The organism is Blautia hansenii (genome assembly GCF_013304445.1).
Lineage (GTDB): Bacteria > Bacillota > Clostridia > Lachnospirales > Lachnospiraceae > Blautia.
In genome coordinates this window covers 121,695-144,264 of record NZ_JAAITA010000006.1, presented here as the reverse complement: position 1 = coordinate 144,264, position 22,570 = coordinate 121,695, and the positions used below count along the sequence as shown (strand labels likewise).

Here is a 22,570-nt window from a genome sequence, read left to right as displayed (position 1 = left end):
CGTTTATGCAGTCTTCTTCTATTTTCTTTGCTTTTATCTGCTCAAAATCAATTTAGCTGCTCCGCAGATTCCCGCATCATTTCCCAGAGTTGCCAGTTTAATAGGCGTTGCCTTGCATGCAGAAAATGCATATTTCTGATAATATTTCTCCACACAGTCCACCAGCACCTGTCCTGCTTTAGACACGCCGCCGCCCAAAACGATAACATCCGGGTCTGCCACACAGGCAAAAACAGCCAGCGCTCTGCCCAGATACTCTGCAAACTCATCCACAATCTCCTGCGCCAGAGCATCCTTTTCCTTATAGGCGTCAAAAACATCTTTTGCAGTCACATGACTCTTGCTCCGCAGCAGAGATTCCTTTTCTGTCTTTCCCAGGGCTTTTCGGGCCAGAGAAGCAATTCCCGTAGCGGAAGCATACTGCTCCAGACAACCTTTGTTGCCGCAGTTGCAGGCTTTTTCCTCTGCCGGATTTATCATGGCATGTCCGATTTCTCCGCCTGCGCCATGAGCGCCTGTAACGATTTTCTCATTGATAATGATTCCGCCGCCTACGCCAGTGCCCAGGGTTGCCAGAATCAGGTTCTTTGCGCCTTTTCCGCCGCCCTTCCACATTTCTCCCAAAGCCGCTACGTTGGCATCATTTCCGGCTTTTACCGGCATACCGGTCAGCTCTTCCAGTTCTTTTTCCACATTTTTTCTTCCCCAGTGCAGGTTAACCGCACAGGCAATTTCCCCATTTTCTTCAATAGGACCCGGAAGTCCGATACCTATGCCAACGGCCTCTTCTCTGGTAATTTCTTTTTCTTCCATTTTTTTCAAAATAGCTTCCGCAATATCAGGAAGAATCTTTACTCCCTCCTGCTCTGTCCGTGTGGGAATTTCCCATTTTTCCTCAATGGTTCCTTCTGCTGAAAACAAAGCGCATTTTACACTGGTTCCTCCTACATCAATCCCAAAGCAATACTTACTCATTTTCTTCTCCTTCTTCCCTCTTTTTCGCCATATTTTCCTGTACGCGGCGGTACAGTTCCTGTGCGGCATTATAGCCCATCTTTTTCTGTCTGTGGTTGACTGCGGCAGATTCTACAATGACTGCCAGGTTTCGTCCCGGACGGATAGGCAGAGAATGACACACAATCTTATTGCCCAGAAATTCCGTATATTCTTCTTCCATGCCCAGGCGGTCATATTCTTTATCCCGGTTCCACTCTTCCAGTTTGATAACCAAATCAATGGACTGGGTATCCTTTACACTTTCCACACCAAACAGGGTCTTCACGTCAATAATGCCAATACCTCGCAGTTCGATAAAGTGACGGGTGATGTCCGGAGCAGACCCTACCAGCGTAACATCGCTGACACGGCGCAGTTCCACCACGTCGTCGCTGACAAGACGATGCCCCCTCTTAATCAGCTCCAGAGCCGCTTCGCTCTTACCGATACCGCTTTCGCCCATAATCAGAACGCCTTCCCCGTATACGTCCACCAGCACCCCGTGAATGGAAATGCAAGGGGCAAGCTGTACTCCCAGCCAGCGAATAAGCTCTGCCATGAATGCAGAGGTGGTTTTTTGTGTCACCAGCACCGGAACCTGATATTTGCAGGCAAGCCCCAGCATATCCTCATCCGGCTCTGTCATGGTTGTAAAAACCACACAGGGAATCTTGCTGGCAACAAACCGTTCAAAAGCCCTCAGCTTTTCCTTTTTTTCCAAATGAAGCAGGTATGTGTATTCCACATAACCGATAATCTGCACACGTTCATTTTCAAAGTGTTCCAGATACCCGGTCAGCTGCAAAGCCGGACGGTTAATTTCCGGTGTGTTGATACGCTTGCCCGATGTATCGATTTCCGGTGTTTTATTATACAGGTTTAATTCCTGTATCATTTTATTTAATTCTACACCTGTCATGTCATAATCTCCTTCTGTGTCAGTCTTTTGGTTCTTTTCTTATTTTATCATATGGACTTTGCAAGTTCAACAACGGACTGGCGCTTTCTTCCCTCCGCCGGTGTAAAAATTCGTATACCTGCCGGGCTGCTTTTTCGTTCATGGATTCCACCTGGGACAATTCCTCTACGGAAGCCTCCCGAAGCCCCTCCAGACCTTTAAAACGCTTCATCAGCGCCTTTCTTCTGGCAGGCCCGATACCTGGAATATCATCCAGAAGAGAATGGACCTGCCCCTTGCTGCGCAGGGAACGGTGGTACTCAATGGCAAACCGGTGAGCCTCGTCCTGAATCCGGGTAATCAGCTTAAAGCCCTCGCTGTCTCTATCAATGGGAATTTCTTCATTTTGGAAATACAGTCCTCTGGTGCGGTGCTTGTCGTCCTTTACCATACCGCATACAGGAATGGAAAGCTGCAGTTTGTCCAGCACAGACAGGGCTATGTTTACCTGTCCTCTTCCGCCGTCCATCATAATCAAATCCGGGAACCTGGTAAAACTGCCATACACATTTCCCGAATTTTCACGCTGCCGCTCCTCCTGCTCGTTCATGCCGTGGACAAACCGCCGGGTCAGCACCTCTTCCATGCTGGCATAATCATTGGGACCTTCCACGGACTGAATCCGGAACTTCCGATAATCACTGCGCTTGGGTTTTCCCTTCTCGTAAACCACCATGGAGCCCACGGACTGAAAACCGCTGATGTTGGAAATATCAAAAGCCTCTATCCGGTTGATGCCCCTCATATTTAACAGCTGCGCAATCTCTTTGACCGCCCCAATCGTTCTTCCCTCTTCCCGCTGTATTCGTTCCTTATCCTGCCTGAGCACCAACTTTGCATTCTGGTAAGCCAGTTCCACCAGTTTTTCCTTGGTTCCTTTTTTTGGCACGGTAATGCGGACTTTCCTGCCTTTGCGGCTCTCCAGCCATTCTTCTAAAAGTTCCCGGTCCTCAATTTCCTCCTGCAGCATAATTTCTCTGGGAATAAAAGGAGTCCCCGCATAAAACTGTTTCAAAAAGCTGGACAAAATCCCTCTGCGATTCTCCCCCGGCGCTGTCTTCATATAAAAATGGTCACGACCGATGAGTTTTCCGTCCCGGACAAAGAACACCTGCACCACCGCGTCATCGTTTTCCATGGCAGCTGCAATAATATCTTTATCCTCTCCCGGATGGTCTGTAATTTTCTGCCGTTCACCAATTTTTTCCACACTCTGCATCAAATCCCGGTACTGTGCGGCTTCTTCAAATTTCATCTCTCCGGAAGCCTGCAGCATTTTCTCCTCCAGTTCCTTCAAAACAGATTTGTGATTTCCTCCCAGAAAGTCCAGAAGACTGTCTACCTGCTTCCGGTACTCCTCTTTGGAAATATAGCCCTGACAAGGAGCCTGGCACTGCTTGATATGGTAATAAAGACAGGGCCTCTCTTTTCCCACATCCCTGGGAAGATTGCGGGTGCAGGTCCGAAGATGATACAGCTTTCTGGTCAGTTCAATGACATCCTTCACCGCCCCGGCACTGGTATAAGGGCCAAAATATTTGGATTTGTCCTTTTTCATGCTTCTGGCTGTCATAATTCTGGGGAATGTTTCTCCTACCGTCACCTTAATAAATGGATAATTCTTGTCGTCCTTCAGCATGGTGTTGTACTTTGGCTTGTGCTCTTTAATCAGATTGGATTCCAGCACCAGGGCTTCCAGCTCCGAATCTGTCACAATGTATTCAAATCGCTCTATCTGTTCCACCATCTGTTCTTTCTTAATTCCCAGATTGCGGCTTTTCTGAAAATACTGCCGCACCCTGTTTTTCAGGCTGATGGCCTTTCCCACATAGATAATCGTATCATGTCGGTCATGCATCATGTAAACTCCCGGCAGCGACGGCAGCTTTTTCAGTTCTTCCTCTATATGAAACATATGCTCTCCTTTCTGAAAAAAGCTGCCGCATTAAGCAGCAATCAGGAATGTCTGTACTTCTTCCCGATATTACTTAATGCGGCAGCTCATCTCTTATATTTCTACCGCTTCCGAATTCTGATTTTCGTCTGCATCTGTATGTGTCCCAGGAAGCTGCATCGGTGCTTCTGTTTCCACCGTTTTTTCTTCGATTCTGCCCTTGACCTCCGGTTCCTGAATCCCCTTGGCCTCATGGAAAATCTTCATAAACTCTTTTCCCGTAATGGTTTCCTTCTGAATCAGAAACTCTGCAATCTTGTCCATCACATCCCTGTTCTCACTGAGCAGCCTCTTGGCCTCATCATAAGATTTTTTCAGGAGTTTCATAACTTCATGGTCAATCTCTGTGGCTGTGGAATCGCCGCAGTTTAACATGGCTTTTCCGTCCAGATACTGATTCTGGGTTTCCGCCAGTCCCATAAGTCCAAAGCGGTCTGACATACCGTACTGGGTAATCATGGCTCTGGCCACCTTGGTAGCCTGTTCAATATCGTTGGCTGCGCCCGTGGTGACCGTATCAAAGACAATCTCCTCTGCTGCCCGTCCGCCCAGGTATCCTACCAGCATGGCTTCCAGTTCTTTTCTGGTATTTAGGAATTTCTCTTCCTCCGGTACATGCATCACATAGCCCAGAGCACCCATGGTTCTCGGTACAATGGTAATCTTCTGCACCGGCTCAGAATCCTTCTGCAGAGCGCTGACCAGCGCATGTCCCACTTCGTGATAGGAAACAATTTTCCTCTCCTCTGTGCTCAGAATCCTGTCTTTCTTCTCTTTACCCACCAAAACGACTTCCACTGCTTCCAGCAAATCTTTCTGGGAAACAGCGCTTCTTCCGTTCTTAACTGCTAAAATAGCCGCCTCATTCATCATGTTTGCCAAATCCGAACCCACTGCGCCGGAGGTTGCCAGAGCAATGCCCTCCAAATCCACGGTCTCATCCAGAGACACATTTTTTGCGTGTACTTTTAAAATACTCACACGACCCTTTAAATCCGGACGGTCCACAATGACGCGGCGGTCAAAACGTCCCGGACGCAGAAGCGCCGGGTCCAGAACCTCCGGACGGTTGGTAGCCGCCAGAATGAGAAGTCCTTTTGAGGTATCAAAACCGTCCATCTCAGCCAACAACTGATTCAGTGTCTGCTCCCTCTCGTCATTGCCGCCGTAACGGGAATCACGGCTCTTACCAATAGCGTCTACCTCGTCGATAAAAATAATACAGGGTGCATTTTTCTTTGCCTCTTCAAACAAATCCCGGACACGGGACGCACCCACACCTACAAACATCTCCACGAAATCCGAACCGGACAGGGAAAAGAAAGGCACATGAGCCTCGCCTGCCACGGCTTTCGCCAGAAGCGTTTTACCGGTTCCCGGAGGTCCCACTAACAGCGCGCCCTTTGGAAGTTTCGCGCCAATGGCTGTATACTTCCCTGGATTGTGCAGGAAATCCACCACTTCCTGGAGGGATTCCTTGGCCTCGTCCTGTCCCGCCACATCTTTAAAAGTAATGCCGGTTTCTTTCTGCACATAGGCTTTGGCTTTGCTTTTTCCCACGCCGCCCATAATGCCGCTGCCGCCGTTCATACGTTTAAACATGAAACTCAGCAGAAAAATCATGACGACAATAGGAATCACCATGCCTAAAAGGCTGAGAATCACCTCCGCAACCGGACTTGGCTGTTCTCTGCCAAAGGTCACATCCGCCTTTTCCAGACGCTTTGTCAGCTCGTCCAGGCTTTCAGACATCGTTGTATATACCTTCACCGGCTGTCCCATAATTTTCTGTTCTTTCAAGGTGATTTCCAGTGTGTCGGATTTTATCACAACTTCTTTGACCTCACCATCGTTCACCTTTTCAATGAACTCGCTGTAGTTAATTTGATTGGTCTGATTTTTTGTCAGGATACTAAAAAGATTTACTACGATAAGTCCCATCATCAGGCAAATCACCACTACCAGCAATGACTGTTTATTCTTAGGCCCGTCATCCTTCGGACCTTTATTCTGATTTTGCTCCATTTCTTTCCTCCTCACGTGATCTTCTTTATTATAAGGATTACGAGATTATAAATCAACAATAAGATTATGAAAAACTGTACACATTTATTAAACTTTTGTAAATTTACACAAAATAAAAGATTTTTGCCGTTTACACTGGAATTTTCCCGTATAATTGTAGTATACTAACGCAGTACACGATAACTTTACGCGTTTTTTAATAAATTCAAAGAAAAAGGGGCACTTAAAGATGAAAATAGGATTTGATAATGACAAATATTTATCCATGCAGTCCGAACATATCAAAGAACGTATCAGTCAGTTCGATAACAAGCTGTATCTGGAGTTCGGAGGCAAACTTTTCGACGACTACCACGCTTCCAGGGTTCTGCCGGGATTCGCCCCGGACAGCAAGCTGAAAATGCTGGAACAGCTTTCTGACCATGCGGAAATCGTCATCGTTATCAGTGCCGGCGATATAGAGAAAAATAAAGTCAGAGGGGATTTGGGGATTACCTATGACCTTGACGTGCTGCGCTTAATGGATGCCTTTAAGGACAGAGGCTTTTTCGTAGGCAGCGTTGTCATCACACAATTTTCCGGTCAGGCCGGCGCCATGGCTTTTAAAACCAAGCTGGAAAACCTGGGAATCCGTGTATATCTGCATTATCCCATTGCCGGTTATCCAAGCAACATTCCTTTCATTGTCAGCGACGAAGGCTACGGCAAGAACGAATATATTGAAACCTCCCGTCCTCTGGTTGTTATAACCGCACCGGGACCGGGAAGCGGCAAAATGGCTACCTGCCTTTCCCAGCTCTACCATGAACACAAACGTGGTATCCACGCAGGCTATGCAAAATTTGAAACCTTCCCTATCTGGAACATTCCTCTGAAACATCCGGTCAACCTGGCATACGAAGCAGCTACCGCGGACTTAAACGACGTCAATATGATTGACCCCTTCCATCTGGAAGCCTACGGGGAAACCACAGTAAACTACAACCGTGACGTGGAAATTTTCCCGGTACTCAGCGCTATTTTTGAGCGAATTTTCGGAAAATGCCCGTACCAGTCTCCTACAGACATGGGTGTCAATATGGCAGGAAACTGTATCATTGACGATGAAGCCTGCAGAGAGGCTTCCAGACAGGAAATCATCCGCAGATACTACCAGGCATTGGAAGGCCGTCTGGAGGAATCCAACACAGAGGAAGAAGTCTTCAAGCTGGAACTGCTGATGAAACAGGCGGGCATTTCTACTGAAAACCGCCGTGTTACCACTGCTGCTTTAGAACGTGCGGAAAAAACCGGGGCTCCGGCTGCTGCCATTGAGCTGGAGGACGGAAGAATTCTCACCGGAAAAACTTCTGACCTTTTGGGCGCTTCCGCTGCACTCCTTCTGAACACCTTAAAGGAACTGGCACAGATTCCTCACAACCTGCATGTGCTTTCCCCAACAGCCATTGAACCGATTCAGAAGCTGAAAATCGATTATCTGGGAAGTAAAAACCCAAGACTGCATACCGACGAGGTACTCATTGCCCTGTCCAGTACTGCTGCCACCAGCGACGTGGCTAAATTGGCTCTGGAACAGCTTCCAAAGCTGAAAGGCTGCCAGGTACATTCCTCTGTCATGCTGTCTTCTGTGGACAAGAAAGTCTTCAAAAAACTGGGCGTGCAGCTTACTTCTGAACCTGTATACGAACACAAGAAAATTTATTAAACCCTGCGCCGCCAGGCGCCCCACAAAAAGCCCCGCAAGAAAAGCAAATCTTTTGCTTCTCTTACGGGGCTTTCCATAGGCTTATTTTTATTCGTCGTATCCGTTTGGATTGTTAGACTGCCATCTCCAGGAGTCCTCACACATTTCTTTAATTCCGTTTTCAGCTTTCCATCCCAGTTCTTTGTACGCTTTTTCTGCACTGGAATAGCAGGTTGCAATATCGCCTGCACGGCGCGGTTTTATCACATATGGAATCTTCACGCCTGTAGCTTCTTCAAAGTTTTTCACAATATCCAGTACGCTGTATCCCTTACCTGTTCCCAGGTTGTAAACAGACAGTCCGGATTTGTCTTCAATCTTCTTTAAAGCCTTTACATGGCCTTTGGCTAAATCCACCACATGGATATAATCTCTCACACCGGTTCCGTCATGTGTGTCGTAATCATTTCCGAATACACCCAATTCTTTTAATTTTCCTACAGCCACCTGTGTGATATATGGCATTAAGTTATTTGGAATACCGTTTGGATTCTCTCCAATGGTACCGCTCTTATGTGCACCGATGGGGTTGAAGTATCTTAAAATAACCACATTCCATTCCGGGTCTGCTTTCTGAATATCTGTCAAAACCTGTTCCAGCATGGATTTTGTCCAGCCGTATGGATTGGTGCAGGTGCCTTTTGGGCATTCCTCTGTAATAGGAACAAAAGCCGGGTCACCGTATACCGTTGCAGAAGAAGAGAAGATGATGTTCTTCACATTGTGCTTTCTCATGACATCCACCAGAGTCAGAGTGCCTGCAATATTGTTTTCATAATATTCCCAGGGCTTTTGAACAGACTCTCCTACTGCTTTTAGGCCTGCAAAATGAATACAGGAATCAATGGATTCTTTTTCAAAGACTTCATTCAAAGCCTCTCTGTCTAAAATATCTGCTTTATAAAATTTTACAGGTTTCCCTGTGATTTTTTCCACTCGTTCCAGAGATTTTTCGCTGGAGTTGGAAAGATTATCCAGAACCACTACATCATATCCTGCACTCTGAAGTTCCACTACGGTATGGCTGCCGATATATCCGGCTCCGCCTGTTACTAAAATTGCCATCTTTTTATTCCTCCTTTGAGAAATCAACTATTTTTCATGTTACAAAACATTTTCTATGTTTGTTTCTATGCTACCACTTTCCATTGGAAAATTCAAGTATACCTTGCAAACTATCTGTATTTGTTTACAATTTCATTCATCTGATTCCATTTTTCCTCCATATCCTTCACCAGCTTAAACTGCGTTCTGCAGCGATCCAGATTGTGACCTTCTCTGTGTATCTTAAAATAATGGTCGCCCTCCAGATAATCTGTAAGGAAACGCATGCCGCACTCATAGGTCATCGTCATGGCTCCTACCGGAAGCATATCCAGTTCTTCCTCTGTCAGACTGCCTTTGCATCCCTCTACGAAACCTTTCGTGTAAAGTTCAAACAATTCCATACTGCAGGAAACCTTAGATAAATCCGGTTCGTCCTCTGCTCCTGTGCTGGCGCCGAAACGGATAGAATCACCAAAGTCATTCACTGACAGCCCCGGCATAACGGTATCCAAGTCAATCACACAGATTGCTTTTCTTGTTTCATCATCAATCATAATGTTGTTCAGCTTTGTATCATTATGAGTAACACGCAGCGGCAGTTTTCCCTCTGCCTGCATATCACAGAGCTTGTGCGCCAGTGCTTCTCTGTCCAGCACAAACTGAATCTCTTCCTGCACCTGTGCTGCTCTGCCGCACCCATCTGCTTCTACTGCTTTCTTAAAAGTATCCAGACGTTTTACGGTATTGTGGAAATCCTGAATGGTTTCATGAAGGGTTTCTGCCGGATAGTCTGCCAGGAGTCCCTGGAATCTGCCGAAAGCCACCGCGCTCTGGTAGAAATCTTCCTGATTCTCCACCAAGTCATACGTCTTAGCCCCTTCAATGAAAAGGTACACTCTCCAATATTCCCCTTCGCTGTCTTTATAAAAAGCCTTGCCGTCTTTTGCAGGCACTAAATTCAAGGTTTCTCTCTCCGGTTCTCCCCCGTTTTCCACAATTTTCTTTCTCAGCCAGGAAGTTACCCCCACAACGTTTTCCATGAGTTCTTCCGGATTCAGAAAAATCTGATTGTTCATGCGCTGCAGAATATATCGTTTCGTTTCTCCCTTATGCTGAAAAGTCACTCGGAAAGTATCATTGATATGACCGCTTCCGTAAGGAATTCCTTCTGTGTATTCCCCCTCAAACTGAAAATTCTCAATTACTTCTTTTTTAATTTCTGCCATTTTCTATTTTTCCTCCCACAGTTTTTCCGGATATAAACCGCTGTCTTTCAAAGCCTGAATAGCCGCAACCACCACTGGTTTATCTTCTTTATAAGTTACCCCGTACCATTTATCCAGAGATTTCAGAACCTGTACGGTAGCCTTGTCTTCCCCTAAAAGTTCATCTACCACAAAAGGAAGGAAGTATTCGCACTTCATTGGATTCCCTTCCAGATTCTCATCCAGGAATTTTGCGAAACGGTCTTTCAGCTCTTTCAGAATACTCTGTGAAAATCCCCACATATTCATGGATACAATGCTGCCTTCCGGAATCACGGTCCAGGTTGCTCCGTCATCCTCTGTATAAGCCGTTTCGTCTCCTCTCTTTTCGATATGGGTTCTCTCGTTGATTTCCTGCAGATAACCGTTTTCATCTGTCACACAGACACCTCTTGCAACGTGTCCGTTTTCTGTCAGTGTATTCTCCAGCACATAGCCTACCATGGTATAGCGGTATTTTTCATCATCCTCGTGAGATGTGAGATAATCATAAATCATCTGGAATGCATGGCTTCCATAGTAGTCATCTGCATTGATAACGGCAAACGGTGCGTCTACGGTACCCAGACAGCTCAAAATCGCATGTCCCGTTCCCCATGGTTTCACACGTCCTTCCGGTACTTCATATCCTTCCGGAAGATTGTGCAAATCCTGAAATACATATTCCACCTCAATAACTTTGCTCATTCTGTCCCCAATGGCAGCCTTAAAATCTGCTTCGTTTTCTCTCTTAATAATAAAGACAACCTTTTCAAACCCTGCCTTTACTGCATCGTAAATAGAAAAGTCCATAATAATGTGTCCCTGTTTATCCACCGGGTCAATCTGCTTCAAACCGCCGTAACGGCTTCCCATACCTGCTGCCATAACTACTAAAACTGGTTTTTTCATCTTACCTTCTCCTTTTCTCTCAACCATACTTCGTTTTAAGTTATCTTTATTTTATCAAAAATATTTCACAAATCCTTTGCACAAATTCATTTGTTTTTGTCATTTTTATGCATATTTTTCTGAACTCAAAAAGGCGCCGGAAATACTTGAGGGAAACTTTTCCTCTCCGTATTTCCGGCGCTCTCTGTCTGTTCTTTCCGTACAGATACTTCTATTGATACTTTTTATTGTAAAGGAATAACAGCACCAGCAGTCCTACCAGACCAACCAACTCCATAGTCAGACCCGTAATGCTGATATTTTTCTGTCCCATAATAATCAAAGCGAGACACACAACAAAAACAATACACTTTATAATCACTTTCACTGTATGATTCATTACGATTTCCTCCTATCCTTTCAGTCCGCCCAGTGTCATACCTTCTGTCAGACGTTTCTGGACTGCAATATACAGAATCAATGTAGGAAGCATAACAATAACAAGACCTGCATACATGATACCGTAGTTCGTAGCTGTCTTTTCCACAGCCATCAGGTTTTTCAGTCCCATAGCCAGTGTGTCATGTCCATCCATCAACGTGTAAGCAATGATGTACTCATTCCAGAAGGAAAGGAAGTTAAACAGAATGACTGTAATAATACTTGGCTTTGCCATTGGAACCATAATTTTCACCATAGTTTTCCAGTAACCGCAGCCGTCAATATAAGCAGCCTCTTCAAAGCCCTTTGGCAGCGTTTTGAAATATCCGCTTAACAGATAAATCGTAAACGGAAGACTGGTTGCCGCGTAAATAAGCGCCAGAAGGAAACGGTTATTCAGGAAAAAATCCACCTGAAAAGCCTTGTTGGCGTCTGTGAGCATGAGAAAAATCGGAACTACAATATAGTTTACATTGATAAATAATCCTGCCATGCAGGCCAAATTCAAAATCTTTTTGCACTTGAAATCAAATCTTGCCAGTACATAAGAAGCCGGAAGAGCAAGCACCAAAAGCAGGAAAAGCGCCAGAGCTGTTACCATAACGGAGTTCAGGAAGAACTCTCCCATTCTCGCATCTACAAAAGCCTGTTTGAAGTTTTCCCAACGTGGGTCTGCCGGCAGCGCCCATGGATTAATATCTGCACCGATAAATTCCGCATTGCGCTTTACACTCGCCATAAATACCCAGCCAACCGGTACAATAATAGAAATAGCCAGAACAAAAAGAGCAATGTAAATGATAGCTTTTGACAAAATTTTTGTAAATTTATGTGTTTCTTTCATTTCTCTTCATTCTCCTTTCTAAAATTCCAGCACTTCTCTGTCTGTAATCTTGTTTACCACTGCAGCTAGTACAAATGAGAAAATAAAGACTACAACGCCGATAGCCATACCGTATCCGTATACCCCTGCACCATAAGCCTGTTTGTACATATAGTTCAGCGCCACTTCGGTCTTTCCGTTAGGACCGCCATCCGTCATAATCTGGACAAACAGGAAGCTCAGGTTAATGGTACTGATAATATAGAAGGTTAAGGTGGTACGGATATTGTTCCAAATCAGAGGCAGTGTTACAGTAAAGAACGTATGTATCTCGGAAGAACCGTCCAAAGCGGCTGCCTCATATAAATCTTCCGGAATTGCTGCCATACTGGCCATGTACATAACCATGTAATAACCGATGGCCTGCCATACCAGAGCAAAAATAACGGAATAAATAACAATTTTCGGTTCACCCATCCACTGGTGCACCAGACCGTCTAAATGAATCGCTTCCAGGAAGGTATTCAAAAGACCTGTACTTGGGTTGTAAATCGCGCCGAAGATACCGGCTACAACAACGATACTCAAAATGTTTGGGATGTAAAAAATAACGCGGAAAAAGTTCTTTCCTTTGAAGTTTCCTCTGGACAATAAAGCTGCAAAAAGAACAGCCAGCACGATTGTACAAATCATAACCAGTACAATGATTAAGATGGTATTCTGCATAGCCTCCAAAAACGCCTTATCCTGGAACAACTTTGTAAAGTTTTCAAATCCTACAAATTCTTTCTTATTGGTAATTCCTCCCATGCGGTACAAAGACATTTTAAAGACCTTTACCGTAGGAACGAAAATAAAAAGCAGTATTAAAAGCGCGGCAGGTGCCAGGCAGGCAAAAACAAAACGCCCCTGTGATTTCTTCCTGTTCATGGTTTTCCTCCTTGTTTCTTTTAAAAACGGTGAGTTATAATAACTCACCGTTTGCTGATACCAGGTTTAAATTGTGCTTATTCTAAAGCGCCTGCACATTTTTCCCATGTTTCCACTAACTGTTTCTGCCAGTCTTCAACAGTCATATCTCCTGTATTTACAGAGTATGCCGGTCCGTAAACTGCGTCTTTCATGTTCAGACCTTCGATTGGCTGTGTAGCTACCCAACCGCCTGTAACGGTTACAATGTTGTCTGCTGTAGAAGCTGCATAACAGTCTCTTGTTGTACCTTCCGGTAATTTGTCAGCAGCGCCTTTTACAGGTGCAACAACTGGTGCCGGAGAAGTTTTTCCTGTTTCTTTGTCTGTTGTTTCGTTATTTAATAAAATATCAACAACTGTGTCAGAATACATAAATTTAATGAATTCTTTTGCAAGATCCATGTGCTCTGCTTCTGCAGGAATCCACATCTGTTCTGTGAATGTGTACATGGTCTGTTTTTCATCTCCATCCCACTTCGGTGCAGGCATCATACCCCATCTGAAGTCTTCCGGTGTTGTAGCAGCCATTTCACCGATTACCCAGTTACCGTTTGGCATGAATAATGCTTTGTTGTCGATAACGTTCTGCTGGTTGATTTTGAAACCACCGTCTGCGTTGGCATTTGCTACAGTATCTTTTTCTGTGTAATCAGCAGATACCAGTTTGCCTAATGTATCCAGAACTTTCTTCCCTTCGTCAGATGTCCATGTATCTGCATCGTATTTGATTGCTTTCTGATAGAACTCTGTACCGCCGGCCTGTGCTAACATGCTGTACATCGTTGCGTCCAGGTAACCAGCCTGTGGGAATGTAAACAAGGAAACCCCGTCTGCTTTTGCCTTATCGCCTAAAGCAAAGAACTCTTCCCATGTTGTCGGCAGGTCATATTTTTTCTGGTCTCCTTCAAACAGATTCTTGTTGTACCAGAATCCTGTCGGCGTGTAGAAGATAGGCGCCAGATAGATTTTGCCGTCTGCGTATGGCTGTGCGTCTGTACCATCTGTGATACCGTCTAACAGCTTTCCTTTTAATTCGTCATCAAATACATCTGTAATATCAGCGATTGCGCCTTCCTTCAGCATAGTTTCTGTGAAACCGCTTTTCTGTCCCAGATTGTAGTATACAACGTCAGGGAAGTCACCTTTCTGAATGGATTTTGTCAGGTCTTTATCTAATTCGGAAGAAATGTTTAATTCTACGTCAACGCCCTTTTCTTCTTCAAATGCTGCTGCAATCTGGTTCCAGATTTCTTCTCCGTTACCGCCTTTGAAAGCAGCTAATTTGAGCACTTCTTTGCCTTCAGACTTGTCTTCTTTTGCAGTATCCTTACTTGTATCTTTGTTTGTATCTGCTGTTTCGCCTCCACATGCAGCAAGTCCGGACAATGTCATTGTTGAAACAAGAGCCATGGCTACAAGTTTCTTTACCATCTTCATTTTCATTACTAATTCCTCCCTAGATTGTAGATAGTAACTATCTTTCTTAAATCTCACCGAATCATTATACCATATTTTCTATTTTTGTATTTGTACTATCTGCTGTAACTTTTATACAATCGTCTTTCACATCGTTATTTTGCCCAAAATTCTCCTTCTCTTTTTATCTTTTGCTCTTTTTTCCTCTTATATTTTTTTCTTTCATCTTCTTCTCTTTCATCACTTTTCATAACACAAACGGGCATTTCCGGAAAAAACCTTGTCTTTTTCAGAGAAACATCGTATATTTATAGGTAATTTTGATGAATGGAGGAATCACCTTTGAAACAGCCTAATATTTTACTGATTATGACTGACCAGCTTCGTGGGGACTGTCTGGGCTTTGCCAGACATCCGGATGTCAAAACTCCTTATCTGGATACACTGGCCAGCCGGGGTATTTCTTTTGACAATGCCTACAGCGCCTGCCCAAGCTGCATTGCCGCCAGAGCCGCTCTTCACACCGGTCTGTCCCAGGAACATCACAAGCGAACCGGCTATGAGGATGGCATTATCTGGGATTATCCACACACTATGGCAGGCGAACTTTCCAAAGCAGGATACTACTGCCAGTGTGTGGGGAAAATGCATGTACACCCACTGCGGAATTATCTGGGTTTCCACAATGTTGAGCTTCACGACGGCTATCTTCACAGCGCCCGCTATACCAGTGTCCCCTGGCAGGAGTCCCAGAAAAATGCCGATGATTACTTTCACTGGCTGAAACAGGAAAAAGGCATCGACGCAGACGTAACGGATACCGGACTGGAATGCAACAGCTGGGTGGCTCGTCCCTGGATTTATGAGGAAAAATACCATCCCACCAACTGGGTGACAGACCGCAGCATCGATTTTTTGCGCAGAAAAGACCCGCAAAAACCTTTCTTCCTTATGGCTTCTTATCTGCGTCCTCACCCGCCCTTTGATGCGCCTTCTTATTATTTTGATTTGTACAATCGGAAAGAACTGACACCGCCTGCTCTGGGCGACTGGGAAACCGAAGAACTGTTAAAGAGTCAGGGACGGGTTTTTGATTCCAAATGCGGTCCTCTGGATAAAGATTTAATACGGGAAGCTCAAGTGGGATATTATGCCTGCATTACTCATCTGGACCATCAGATTGGACGTCTGATTCAGGCTTTGGTAGAATACGGCGTTTATGAGGATACTCTGATTCTCTTTACTTCCGACCACGGGGAAGAACTCTGTGACCACCACATGTTCCGCAAATCCCGGCCATACCAGGGCAGTATCCGCATCCCCCTGATTCTCTCAGGAAACGACAGGCTTCTTCCGGGGCTCACACCAGGTACGGTTTCCCACAGTCTGGTGGAACTTCGGGACGTCATGCCTACTCTGCTGGATTTTGTTCATACCCATATTCCAGATACCCTGGACGGAAAAAGCATGCTGCCGCTTATAGAGCAGCCGCAAAAAGCTCTGCGGGAAGTGCTCCACGGCGAACACTCCTACGGAGAATACTCCAATCACTGGCTGGTAACGCCCCAGGATAAATTCATCTGGTACAGCGAAACCGGAACCGAGCAGTATTTCCGTCTGCTGGATGACCCAAAAGAGCTGCATAACGAAATAGACAATCCGGTCTGCCAGAACCGTATCTGTCAGCTGCGGGATTGCTTAATCCAGACTTTAAAGAACCGGCCGGAGGGCTTTTCAGACGGAACCAAGCTGATTCCCGGACAGCCCTATCCGCCGTATATGCCTTCCTGAATCCCTTTGGGGGCTGCCATTTACAAAGGGACTGCCGCAGCTGGCAGCAGTCCCCTACAGTCTGGCTGCCAGCCATTCCAGCCTGCTGATAGCATAGGCAAAAAATTCCTGATAAGACTTGCAGAAATAATTCTTATTTTCCTCTGTATAATTTCTTCTGCAGCCGCCCCGGCAAAGAGGATACCATCTGCAGGCAGTACACTCTTCTCCACGTTTCCTGCCCTGGCTGAAAAATTCCATTTCCGGAAAGATCCCCTGGAAAAACCGGAACTTCTCATCCTGCACATTGGCAATCCTGCAGTTGTCCAGCACATAAAAATCACAGGGATACACCCCTCCGTCTGCTTCAATAATATTCTGCATGGAACACCTTCCCGTCTGGGAACAGGCTTCCGGCGGAAAACCCTTTAACATGGACAGCCAGTTATCAAATTCCCGAATTGAAACCATAGTACCTTTTCGTACATCCTCAAACCACAGATCAAACAGGGACTTTAAAGCCTCTCCATAAATCTCCGGCGTCAAAGACCAGGGGTTCTGCCCCTCCTTCTCTCCCAACGGGTCCAGACAGGGAATATACTGCTGATAATAAAATCCCTCTTTTTTCAGATACTGATAAACAGACGTAATCTTTCTGGCGCTCTGTTTGGTAAGCACACACAGAATGTTCACCTCTACATGGTTCTTCTGCAGATTTTTCGCATTCTTTAAAATCTTCTGGAAAGTGCCCTTCCCACCGGCGTCCTGCCGGTTTCTGTCGTGAATTTCTTTGGTCCCATCCAAAGAAATTCCCACCAGAAAATGATTTTCTCTTAAAAATTCCGTCCACTTCTCATCCAGCAGTGTTCCATTGGTCTGCAGACAGAAGTACAGCTTTGTTTCGGGTTTCTTATATTTTTTCGTGAACGCTATAAACTTTTCAAAAAATTCCAGTCCGGCCAGTGTTGGTTCTCCCCCCTGAAAACCAAAAGTGCAGCTTTCTTCTGCTGCCTCCAGAGCTTTTCGCACCACGGTTTCCAAAACTGCCTCTTTCATAATTCCATAGGATGGGATTTCTCTGTTTTTACATTCATCTTCATAAAAACAATAGGCACACCGCAGATTACAGTTGGAAGATGCCGGTTTCATCATTAATTGTACATGTTTCATTTCCTTCTCCGCCTTTTCTCAATTCTTATGTTTTATTCTACCATATCCTGTCTGTAAATTCATTGCTTTTCCAGACATTTTAGGACAACATATGGATTTTTTCTCTGCAATCCTTTATAATAAAAACGAATATATTTTCCTATTCAGGAGGTTTGTCATGTCATTTACAAGTCTGGAACTAAAAAAAGACATTGAAATCAATAAAATTATTACGATTCATTACTTTGAATATATGAGCGACTATAATTTTCCCGGAGAGACACATGATTTCTGGGAATTTCTGTGCGTGGATAAAGGGGAAGTGGAGGTATGTGCCGGAAATATCCACCATACGCTGAAAAAAGGAGAAATCATTTTCCACAAGCCGGACGAATTTCACACCGTAAAGGCGAATGGAACCATTGCCCCCAACCTGGTAGTCATCTCCTTTGAGTGCCATTCTCCCTGTATGAAATATTTTGAAAATCTGCTGACCAGCATTGGCGAACAGGAGCGAAATCTCCTTGCCCAGATTATTTATGAGGCCAAGCACTGCATTGCCAATCCATTGGACGACCCTGGAACCACCGAAATGCTTCGTCGGGAGACAGCTCCCTTTGGTTCTGAACAGTTGATTAAACTATATCTGGAAACGCTTTTGATTTTGATGATTCGCCAGATGGATGAGGGCACGCTTTCCGCTCCTGCTATCAAATCCATTAAGCAGAAGAATGATTCTCTGATTTACAACCGGATTACGACTTATCTGGAAGAACACATCTGCGAGCGGCTGACCATTGAGACCATCTGCCAGGACAATTTAATCGGGCGTTCCCAGCTGCAGAAACTCTTCCGGGAGCAGACACACTGCGGTGTCATTGATTATTTTTCCCATTTAAAAATTGAACTGGCCAAACAGCTCATTCGGGAAAATCATCACAATTTTACGCAGATATCTGAATTTATCGGCTATACATCCATTCACTACTTTTCCCGGCAGTTTAAGAAAATTACCGGAATGACGCCGTCAGAATATGCTTCTTCCATTAAAGTTTTGTCTGACAGAAAGTAGTCTCTGCTTTTGCGCCTGCCAATTTGATTCTACTTTCTGTTTTTTTACATTGTGTTTCAATTACTTTCATATTATAATAATTATATTACGGGAAAAAATCCCAGCTTAAAGGAGAAGGTATTATGAAAATTTACAAAACCAAAGACTATGATGAAATGAGCAGAAAGGCAGCGCATATAATTGCTTCTCAGGTAATTTTAAATCCTGACTGTGTGTTAGGACTTGCAACCGGTTCTACACCTGTGGGAACTTATAAAAATCTGATAAAATGGTATGAAGAAGGGGATTTGGATTTTTCTCAGATTACTTCCTGCAACTTAGATGAATACAGAGGATTAAGCGGAGACAATGACCAGAGTTACCGTTATTTCATGAACCACAACCTGTTTGACTCTGTAAATATCCGCAAGGAATGTACTTTTGTGCCGGACGGATTAAATGAAGACAGCGATGCAGCCTGCAGAGAATATGAAGAAATTATTCGCCGTGCGGGGGGCATTGATTTGCAGCTTTTAGGTCTGGGACACAACGGACACATTGGTTTCAATGAACCTGCAGAAGATTTTCCAAAAACGACACATTGCGTAGATTTAACAGAAAGCACCATTCAGGCCAACAAACGTTTCTTTGAAAACGAAGCCGATGTTCCCCGTCAGGCTTACACTATGGGAATCGGCACCATTATGAGTGCAAAGAAAATTCTGGTTGTAGTCAGCGGAGCTGACAAGGCGGAAATTCTCAATGAAGTTATCAACGGCCCGGTTACACCAAAGGTTCCGGCTTCTATCTTACAGCTGCACCCGGATGTTACCATCGTAGCGGATGAAGCAGCGCTTTCCAAAGTAAAATAAGATTTTAAGAGGGGACTGTTCCGGCAGCCCCCTTTCTTTCTTCTCTTATTTCATTTTTTTCATATCTTTTAATTTTAAGGGTTTTCCATAATGCATTACAGAAATACTGTATATCTTTGAAGCTATAACTGCAGCTACTACAATTGTAACGGCCAAAACGGCAAGGGAAACACCGATTTGTACCGGCTCGATTTCTCCTGTCAACAGTTTAAAAGGTACTGCAAAAGGAGAAGATATGGGCAGGTACAGGGCCAGAGCTGTTAAGGTACTGCTGCCTCCTCCTGCAATGGAAGTAAAATATCCTAAGTAAAAACCAAGGATTGCAACAATGGAAACCGGAAGCAGGGCTGCATTTAAGTCTTCAATTCTGCTGACTGCTGCACCACATACGGAATTCAGCACTGCATACAGCGCATAGCCCAGTATAAAGTACACAAGCAGCAAAATTACCGTACCTGCAGAAACAGAAATTCCGGAAAGCTGAATTCCACCCAGCTGTACATCGTTGGGCAACAGATATTTATAACACAATCCGCCAAAGACCAGGAGGCCTCCCAGCTGCAAAAGCCCCACAACACCCATGCCCAGACATTTTCCTGCTAAAATCCTGGAAGGTTTTGCTGAGACAATCAGTGTTTCCATAACTCTGGAGGTTTTTTCGGCAGCTACGGACATAGCCACCCCATTTCCATAATAATAAACCGCAAAGAACATAACAATAGTCATAAAAACACCGAGAATATAGCCTGTTATATCCATCTCTCCTGCATATTCTTCCGTATAGGACAGGGGCGTCTGTATGACTTTTATCTGCTGCTCTCCCACGCCCAACTCGCGGAGGGACTGGGACTGCATAATTTGGTCACAGACAGCTGCTGTATTTTTCGCACTGATTCCTTTCATAAAATTTGCATTGACCACATGTACCACTGGCTGTCCGTCTGTCTTTTCAATATAAATAAGAGAATCGTCTTCTTTCTCCTTAATTTCCTGTTTCAAGGTTTCCAGATTTTCGTTCTCTGCAATCTGGAAATCAAGTTCCGGATACAGTTCCTGAAACATTTCAAGATTTTGCTGAAAAATCCCCACTTCATCCAGAAGATAACAGGTACCTTTTTTCTCATGGTCTGCTTTTTCCGTGGACTTTTCTCCTGTAAATGCTGTAAAGACTCTGGGAACGGCGCACAACAGCAGCACGGCTGCCATAATGATAATGGTTGAAATCCAAAACGCTTTTTTGCGGATTCCTTCTTTTAAGGTATAGACAAACACAATCAGCATTTGTTTCATCTGCTCTCACCTGCCTTTTTCACAAAAATTTCCTGTAAGGATGGTTCCATAATCTGAAATTTCAAAGGGTAAATTTCTTCTGCCAGCATATGTTTCAAAAAACGGCAGGCCATCTCCTCACTCTGAATCTTATACTCTGTCTCCGCGGCTCTTTCCTCGAAAACCTCCAGACCTTCCTGCCTTGCAATATCCCTGACATCCTTTTCCGCAGAAACAATCAGATTGCTTCGTCCATACGCCCTTTTGATATCTTTCAGAGTGCCGCTTAAAAGAGTTTTCCCTCTGTCCAGAATCACAAGATTTTTACAGTATTCCTCCACCGTTTCCATTTGATGGGTACTAAGTATGATATATTTGCCTTCCTTTACCAGCTTTTTTACCAGATTCCGCAGCACTACGGCATTTACCGGATCCAGACCGGAAAAAGGTTCATCCAGAAAAATCAACTGCGGTCTGTGTATAATAGCTGCAATCAGCTGAATCTTCTGCTGATTTCCCTTTGACAGCTTTTCTGCCTGCATGTTCTGGTACTCTGTCACCTGAAGCTGTTCCATAAGTTCCTGCGCCGATTGTTTCGCCTCTGCTTTCTTCATGCCTCTGAGCATGCCAAAATAAATCAACTGTTCCAGAACCTTTGCTTTCATATAAATGCCTCTTTCTTCCGGCAGATATCCGAAAGCCAGGGTATCCCTGGTAATTTTCTTTCCATTCCAGAGTGCCTTTCCTTCATCCGGCTGCATAATACCCAGAATGCTGCGTATGGTTGTGGTTTTCCCTGCACCATTGGTTCCCAGCAGTCCAAATACTCCCGGCTCCTCCATGACAAAATTCAGATGATGAATCGCTGTTTTTTCTCCAAACCGCTTTGTCAGATTCTCTACTGTAAGTCCCATAATCTCACGCTCCTCTCACCTTTTCTTCTCATACTCATACCAGTATATCAATGTCTGTGCAGACCAGACGACGCCCAGTATCACAAAAGGAAGATTGCTCATCTCATAGACATTGGCTGCGCACAGAAGTATAACAAAAATAATCAGGTTAATAAACTGATTGTAATAATAAGCATAATATCCCGCCCGAAAACTTCTGAACTGTTCTCTTTCGTCACAACTGGCCAGCCATTCTTTGTCAAAATTCCAGCTTAGGATATTTCCTTTTTTCTCCGGGTTCATCTGCTTCTGGTAATACACGACCCTGCTCACCCAGAACAGAGTCCAGAACGTAGTAGCTACGAAAAAGAGAACAGATATGGTAGACATCCCATCATGTGCTGCCATGCAGGGTCCTCCCATACACATGACAAAAATGATAAACACCGAAAGAAAATTCTGAACTCGCCCTACATATTTCTCTAATGCTTCTGTTTCTTCTTCATCATCCTGATTCCAGCGTTTAAATTTGTACCTCACAGTTCCCACACCAACAGGTGCTGCCACGCATAGCAAAGTGCAAAGAACTATCAAAATCCAGGGCGCATAGTTTCCCACAGAATCGGAAATCCGATTCAGCACCTGGCTCACAGATTCTCCATAGAAAAGAAAGAACACCGTTCCCGCCCCTCCTATAAAACCGCCGCACGAAAGCATAATCACCATTTGTATCAAGGCTGTCTTCCTATCGGTTTCCTTTTTCTTCTTATTCCTGTTCATCGTTCTCATCCTCCTCATACTGAAATATTTCTTCCACCGTTACGGAGCATTCCTTTGCAATCCGCAGAGCAAGGGTTACGGAAGGCGAATAATCGCCCCTCTCTATCAGACTGATCGTCTGCCGTGAAGCACCTACCCGTTTTCCCAGTTCCTGCTGATTAATGCCAAGCCTTGCCCGGTATTCTTTCAGACGGTTATATAGCGGCATACGCACTGCCTCCTTGACTTATTTTCTTGTCATATTGACAACTTTATTTGTCATTATTATAGCAAATG

The 22,570-nt window shown here is 44.6% G+C and carries 20 protein-coding genes; 4 read left to right on the top strand and 16 right to left on the bottom strand.

The window, feature by feature from the left end:
• Window positions 1-33: 33 nt before the first annotated feature.
• The 4 genes from G5A70_RS07080 to ftsH all read right to left on the bottom strand — a co-directional run bounded on the left by G5A70_RS07080 (window position 34) and on the right by ftsH (window position 5,933).
• Window positions 34-975 carry an ROK family glucokinase gene (locus G5A70_RS07080; protein ID WP_173748965.1) on the bottom strand — a complete coding sequence of 314 codons (942 nt, stop codon included), beginning with the start codon at window positions 973-975 and terminating at the stop codon, window positions 34-36.
• On the bottom strand, window positions 968-1,915 hold the full coding sequence (hprK, locus tag G5A70_RS07075) for an HPr(Ser) kinase/phosphatase (protein WP_173748964.1): 948 nt from the start codon (window positions 1,913-1,915) through the stop codon (window positions 968-970). Before hprK ends, G5A70_RS07080 begins: the two co-directional genes overlap by 8 nt.
• A gap of 19 nt (window positions 1,916-1,934) precedes the next feature.
• Window positions 1,935-3,869 (bottom strand): excinuclease ABC subunit UvrC, encoded by a 1,935-nt coding sequence (uvrC, locus tag G5A70_RS07070; RefSeq protein ID WP_173748963.1) that lies wholly within the window; start codon window positions 3,867-3,869, stop codon window positions 1,935-1,937.
• 93 nt (window positions 3,870-3,962) lie between these two features.
• Window positions 3,963-5,933, bottom strand: coding sequence for an ATP-dependent zinc metalloprotease FtsH (gene ftsH / locus G5A70_RS07065; protein ID WP_173748962.1), 1,971 nt, complete (start codon window positions 5,931-5,933; stop codon window positions 3,963-3,965).
• Window positions 5,934-6,162: 229 nt separating this feature from the next.
• On the opposite strand from ftsH, the gene G5A70_RS07060 reads away from it, so the two are divergent.
• Window positions 6,163-7,638 carry a DUF1846 domain-containing protein gene (locus tag G5A70_RS07060; protein WP_173748961.1) on the top strand — a complete coding sequence of 492 codons (1,476 nt, stop codon included), beginning with the start codon at window positions 6,163-6,165 and terminating at the stop codon, window positions 7,636-7,638.
• Between the two features lie 87 nt (window positions 7,639-7,725).
• Here G5A70_RS07060 and galE read toward each other — a convergent pair whose 3' ends face one another.
• The 7 genes from galE to G5A70_RS07025 form a co-directional block, all read right to left on the bottom strand.
• Window positions 7,726-8,742, bottom strand: a complete 1,017-nt coding sequence (gene galE / locus G5A70_RS07055) for a UDP-glucose 4-epimerase GalE (RefSeq protein WP_173748960.1) — start codon at window positions 8,740-8,742, stop codon at window positions 7,726-7,728.
• A 110-nt stretch (window positions 8,743-8,852) separates the two neighbouring features.
• Window positions 8,853-9,950, bottom strand: a complete 1,098-nt coding sequence (locus G5A70_RS07050) for a phosphotransferase enzyme family protein (RefSeq protein ID WP_173748959.1) — start codon at window positions 9,948-9,950, stop codon at window positions 8,853-8,855.
• Window positions 9,951-9,953: 3 nt separating this feature from the next.
• Entirely contained in the window at window positions 9,954-10,880 is a 927-nt protein-coding gene (locus tag G5A70_RS07045) for a nucleotidyltransferase family protein (protein ID WP_173748958.1), read from the bottom strand.
• 211 nt (window positions 10,881-11,091) lie between these two features.
• On the bottom strand, window positions 11,092-11,259 hold the full coding sequence (locus tag G5A70_RS07040; RefSeq protein ID WP_173748957.1) for a DUF6903 family protein: 168 nt from the start codon (window positions 11,257-11,259) through the stop codon (window positions 11,092-11,094).
• A 12-nt stretch (window positions 11,260-11,271) separates the two neighbouring features.
• Window positions 11,272-12,144, bottom strand: a complete 873-nt coding sequence (locus G5A70_RS07035; RefSeq protein WP_173748956.1) for a carbohydrate ABC transporter permease — start codon at window positions 12,142-12,144, stop codon at window positions 11,272-11,274.
• 18 nt (window positions 12,145-12,162) lie between these two features.
• The gene (locus tag G5A70_RS07030; protein WP_173748955.1) at window positions 12,163-13,053 is read right to left on the bottom strand and encodes a carbohydrate ABC transporter permease; all 891 of its coding nucleotides are present in this window, start codon (window positions 13,051-13,053) and stop codon (window positions 12,163-12,165) included.
• A gap of 77 nt (window positions 13,054-13,130) precedes the next feature.
• On the bottom strand, window positions 13,131-14,537 hold the full coding sequence (locus G5A70_RS07025; RefSeq protein WP_173748954.1) for a carbohydrate ABC transporter substrate-binding protein: 1,407 nt from the start codon (window positions 14,535-14,537) through the stop codon (window positions 13,131-13,133).
• A 315-nt stretch (window positions 14,538-14,852) separates the two neighbouring features.
• Between G5A70_RS07025 and G5A70_RS07020 the strand changes: the two genes are divergently transcribed.
• Entirely contained in the window at window positions 14,853-16,301 is a 1,449-nt protein-coding gene (locus G5A70_RS07020) for an arylsulfatase (protein WP_173748953.1), read from the top strand.
• Between the two features lie 54 nt (window positions 16,302-16,355).
• On the opposite strand, the gene G5A70_RS07015 is transcribed toward G5A70_RS07020, so the two are convergent.
• Window positions 16,356-17,450 (bottom strand): anaerobic sulfatase maturase, encoded by a 1,095-nt coding sequence (locus tag G5A70_RS07015; RefSeq protein ID WP_173748952.1) that lies wholly within the window; start codon window positions 17,448-17,450, stop codon window positions 16,356-16,358.
• A 157-nt stretch (window positions 17,451-17,607) separates the two neighbouring features.
• Here G5A70_RS07015 and G5A70_RS07010 point away from each other — a divergent pair, with 157 nt between their 5' ends.
• On the top strand, window positions 17,608-18,501 hold the full coding sequence (locus G5A70_RS07010; protein ID WP_173748951.1) for an AraC family transcriptional regulator: 894 nt from the start codon (window positions 17,608-17,610) through the stop codon (window positions 18,499-18,501).
• Between the two features lie 122 nt (window positions 18,502-18,623).
• Complete coding sequence (gene nagB, locus G5A70_RS07005) at window positions 18,624-19,352, top strand: glucosamine-6-phosphate deaminase (protein WP_173748950.1); 729 nt, start codon at window positions 18,624-18,626, stop codon at window positions 19,350-19,352.
• 45 nt (window positions 19,353-19,397) lie between these two features.
• Here nagB and G5A70_RS07000 read toward each other — a convergent pair whose 3' ends face one another.
• The 4 genes from G5A70_RS07000 to G5A70_RS06985 are packed head-to-tail and all read right to left on the bottom strand — an operon-like array spanning window position 19,398 to window position 22,502.
• Entirely contained in the window at window positions 19,398-20,642 is a 1,245-nt protein-coding gene (locus G5A70_RS07000; RefSeq protein WP_173748949.1) for an ABC transporter permease, read from the bottom strand.
• Window positions 20,639-21,535, bottom strand: coding sequence for an ABC transporter ATP-binding protein (locus G5A70_RS06995; RefSeq protein ID WP_173748948.1), 897 nt, complete (start codon window positions 21,533-21,535; stop codon window positions 20,639-20,641). The genes G5A70_RS07000 and G5A70_RS06995 overlap by 4 nt, the downstream gene beginning before the upstream one ends.
• 15 nt (window positions 21,536-21,550) lie before the next feature.
• The gene (locus G5A70_RS06990) at window positions 21,551-22,294 is read right to left on the bottom strand and encodes a DUF3169 family protein (RefSeq protein ID WP_173748947.1); all 744 of its coding nucleotides are present in this window, start codon (window positions 22,292-22,294) and stop codon (window positions 21,551-21,553) included.
• Entirely contained in the window at window positions 22,281-22,502 is a 222-nt protein-coding gene (locus tag G5A70_RS06985) for a helix-turn-helix transcriptional regulator (protein ID WP_173748946.1), read from the bottom strand. The genes G5A70_RS06990 and G5A70_RS06985 overlap by 14 nt, the downstream gene beginning before the upstream one ends.
• Between the last annotated feature and the right edge of the window lie 68 nt (window positions 22,503-22,570).

Bases quoted from the DNA above. Each gene is read 5' to 3' on its own strand.
- G5A70_RS07040 (WP_173748957.1), bottom strand. From the start codon at position 11,259: ATGAATCATACAGTGAAAGTGATTATAAAGTGTATTGTTTTTGTTGTG.
- G5A70_RS07035 (WP_173748956.1), bottom strand. From the start codon at position 12,144: ATGAAAGAAACACATAAATTTACAAAAATTTTGTCAAAAGCTATCATT.
- G5A70_RS07010 (WP_173748951.1), top strand. From the start codon at position 17,608: ATGTCATTTACAAGTCTGGAACTAAAAAAAGACATTGAAATCAATAAA.
- uvrC (WP_173748963.1), bottom strand. From the start codon at position 3,869: ATGTTTCATATAGAGGAAGAACTGAAAAAGCTGCCGTCGCTGCCGGGA.
- G5A70_RS07025 (WP_173748954.1), bottom strand. From the start codon at position 14,537: ATGAAAATGAAGATGGTAAAGAAACTTGTAGCCATGGCTCTTGTTTCA.
- hprK (WP_173748964.1), bottom strand. From the start codon at position 1,915: ATGACAGGTGTAGAATTAAATAAAATGATACAGGAATTAAACCTGTAT.
- G5A70_RS06995 (WP_173748948.1), bottom strand. From the start codon at position 21,535: ATGGGACTTACAGTAGAGAATCTGACAAAGCGGTTTGGAGAAAAAACA.
- G5A70_RS07030 (WP_173748955.1), bottom strand. From the start codon at position 13,053: ATGAACAGGAAGAAATCACAGGGGCGTTTTGTTTTTGCCTGCCTGGCA.
- G5A70_RS07045 (WP_173748958.1), bottom strand. From the start codon at position 10,880: ATGAAAAAACCAGTTTTAGTAGTTATGGCAGCAGGTATGGGAAGCCGT.
- nagB (WP_173748950.1), top strand. From the start codon at position 18,624: ATGAAAATTTACAAAACCAAAGACTATGATGAAATGAGCAGAAAGGCA.
- G5A70_RS07050 (WP_173748959.1), bottom strand. From the start codon at position 9,950: ATGGCAGAAATTAAAAAAGAAGTAATTGAGAATTTTCAGTTTGAGGGG.
- G5A70_RS07080 (WP_173748965.1), bottom strand. From the start codon at position 975: ATGAGTAAGTATTGCTTTGGGATTGATGTAGGAGGAACCAGTGTAAAA.
- G5A70_RS07000 (WP_173748949.1), bottom strand. From the start codon at position 20,642: ATGAAACAAATGCTGATTGTGTTTGTCTATACCTTAAAAGAAGGAATC.
- G5A70_RS07015 (WP_173748952.1), bottom strand. From the start codon at position 17,450: ATGAAACATGTACAATTAATGATGAAACCGGCATCTTCCAACTGTAAT.
- G5A70_RS06985 (WP_173748946.1), bottom strand. From the start codon at position 22,502: ATGCCGCTATATAACCGTCTGAAAGAATACCGGGCAAGGCTTGGCATT.
- G5A70_RS07060 (WP_173748961.1), top strand. From the start codon at position 6,163: ATGAAAATAGGATTTGATAATGACAAATATTTATCCATGCAGTCCGAA.
- ftsH (WP_173748962.1), bottom strand. From the start codon at position 5,933: ATGGAGCAAAATCAGAATAAAGGTCCGAAGGATGACGGGCCTAAGAAT.
- G5A70_RS06990 (WP_173748947.1), bottom strand. From the start codon at position 22,294: ATGAACAGGAATAAGAAGAAAAAGGAAACCGATAGGAAGACAGCCTTG.
- galE (WP_173748960.1), bottom strand. From the start codon at position 8,742: ATGGCAATTTTAGTAACAGGCGGAGCCGGATATATCGGCAGCCATACC.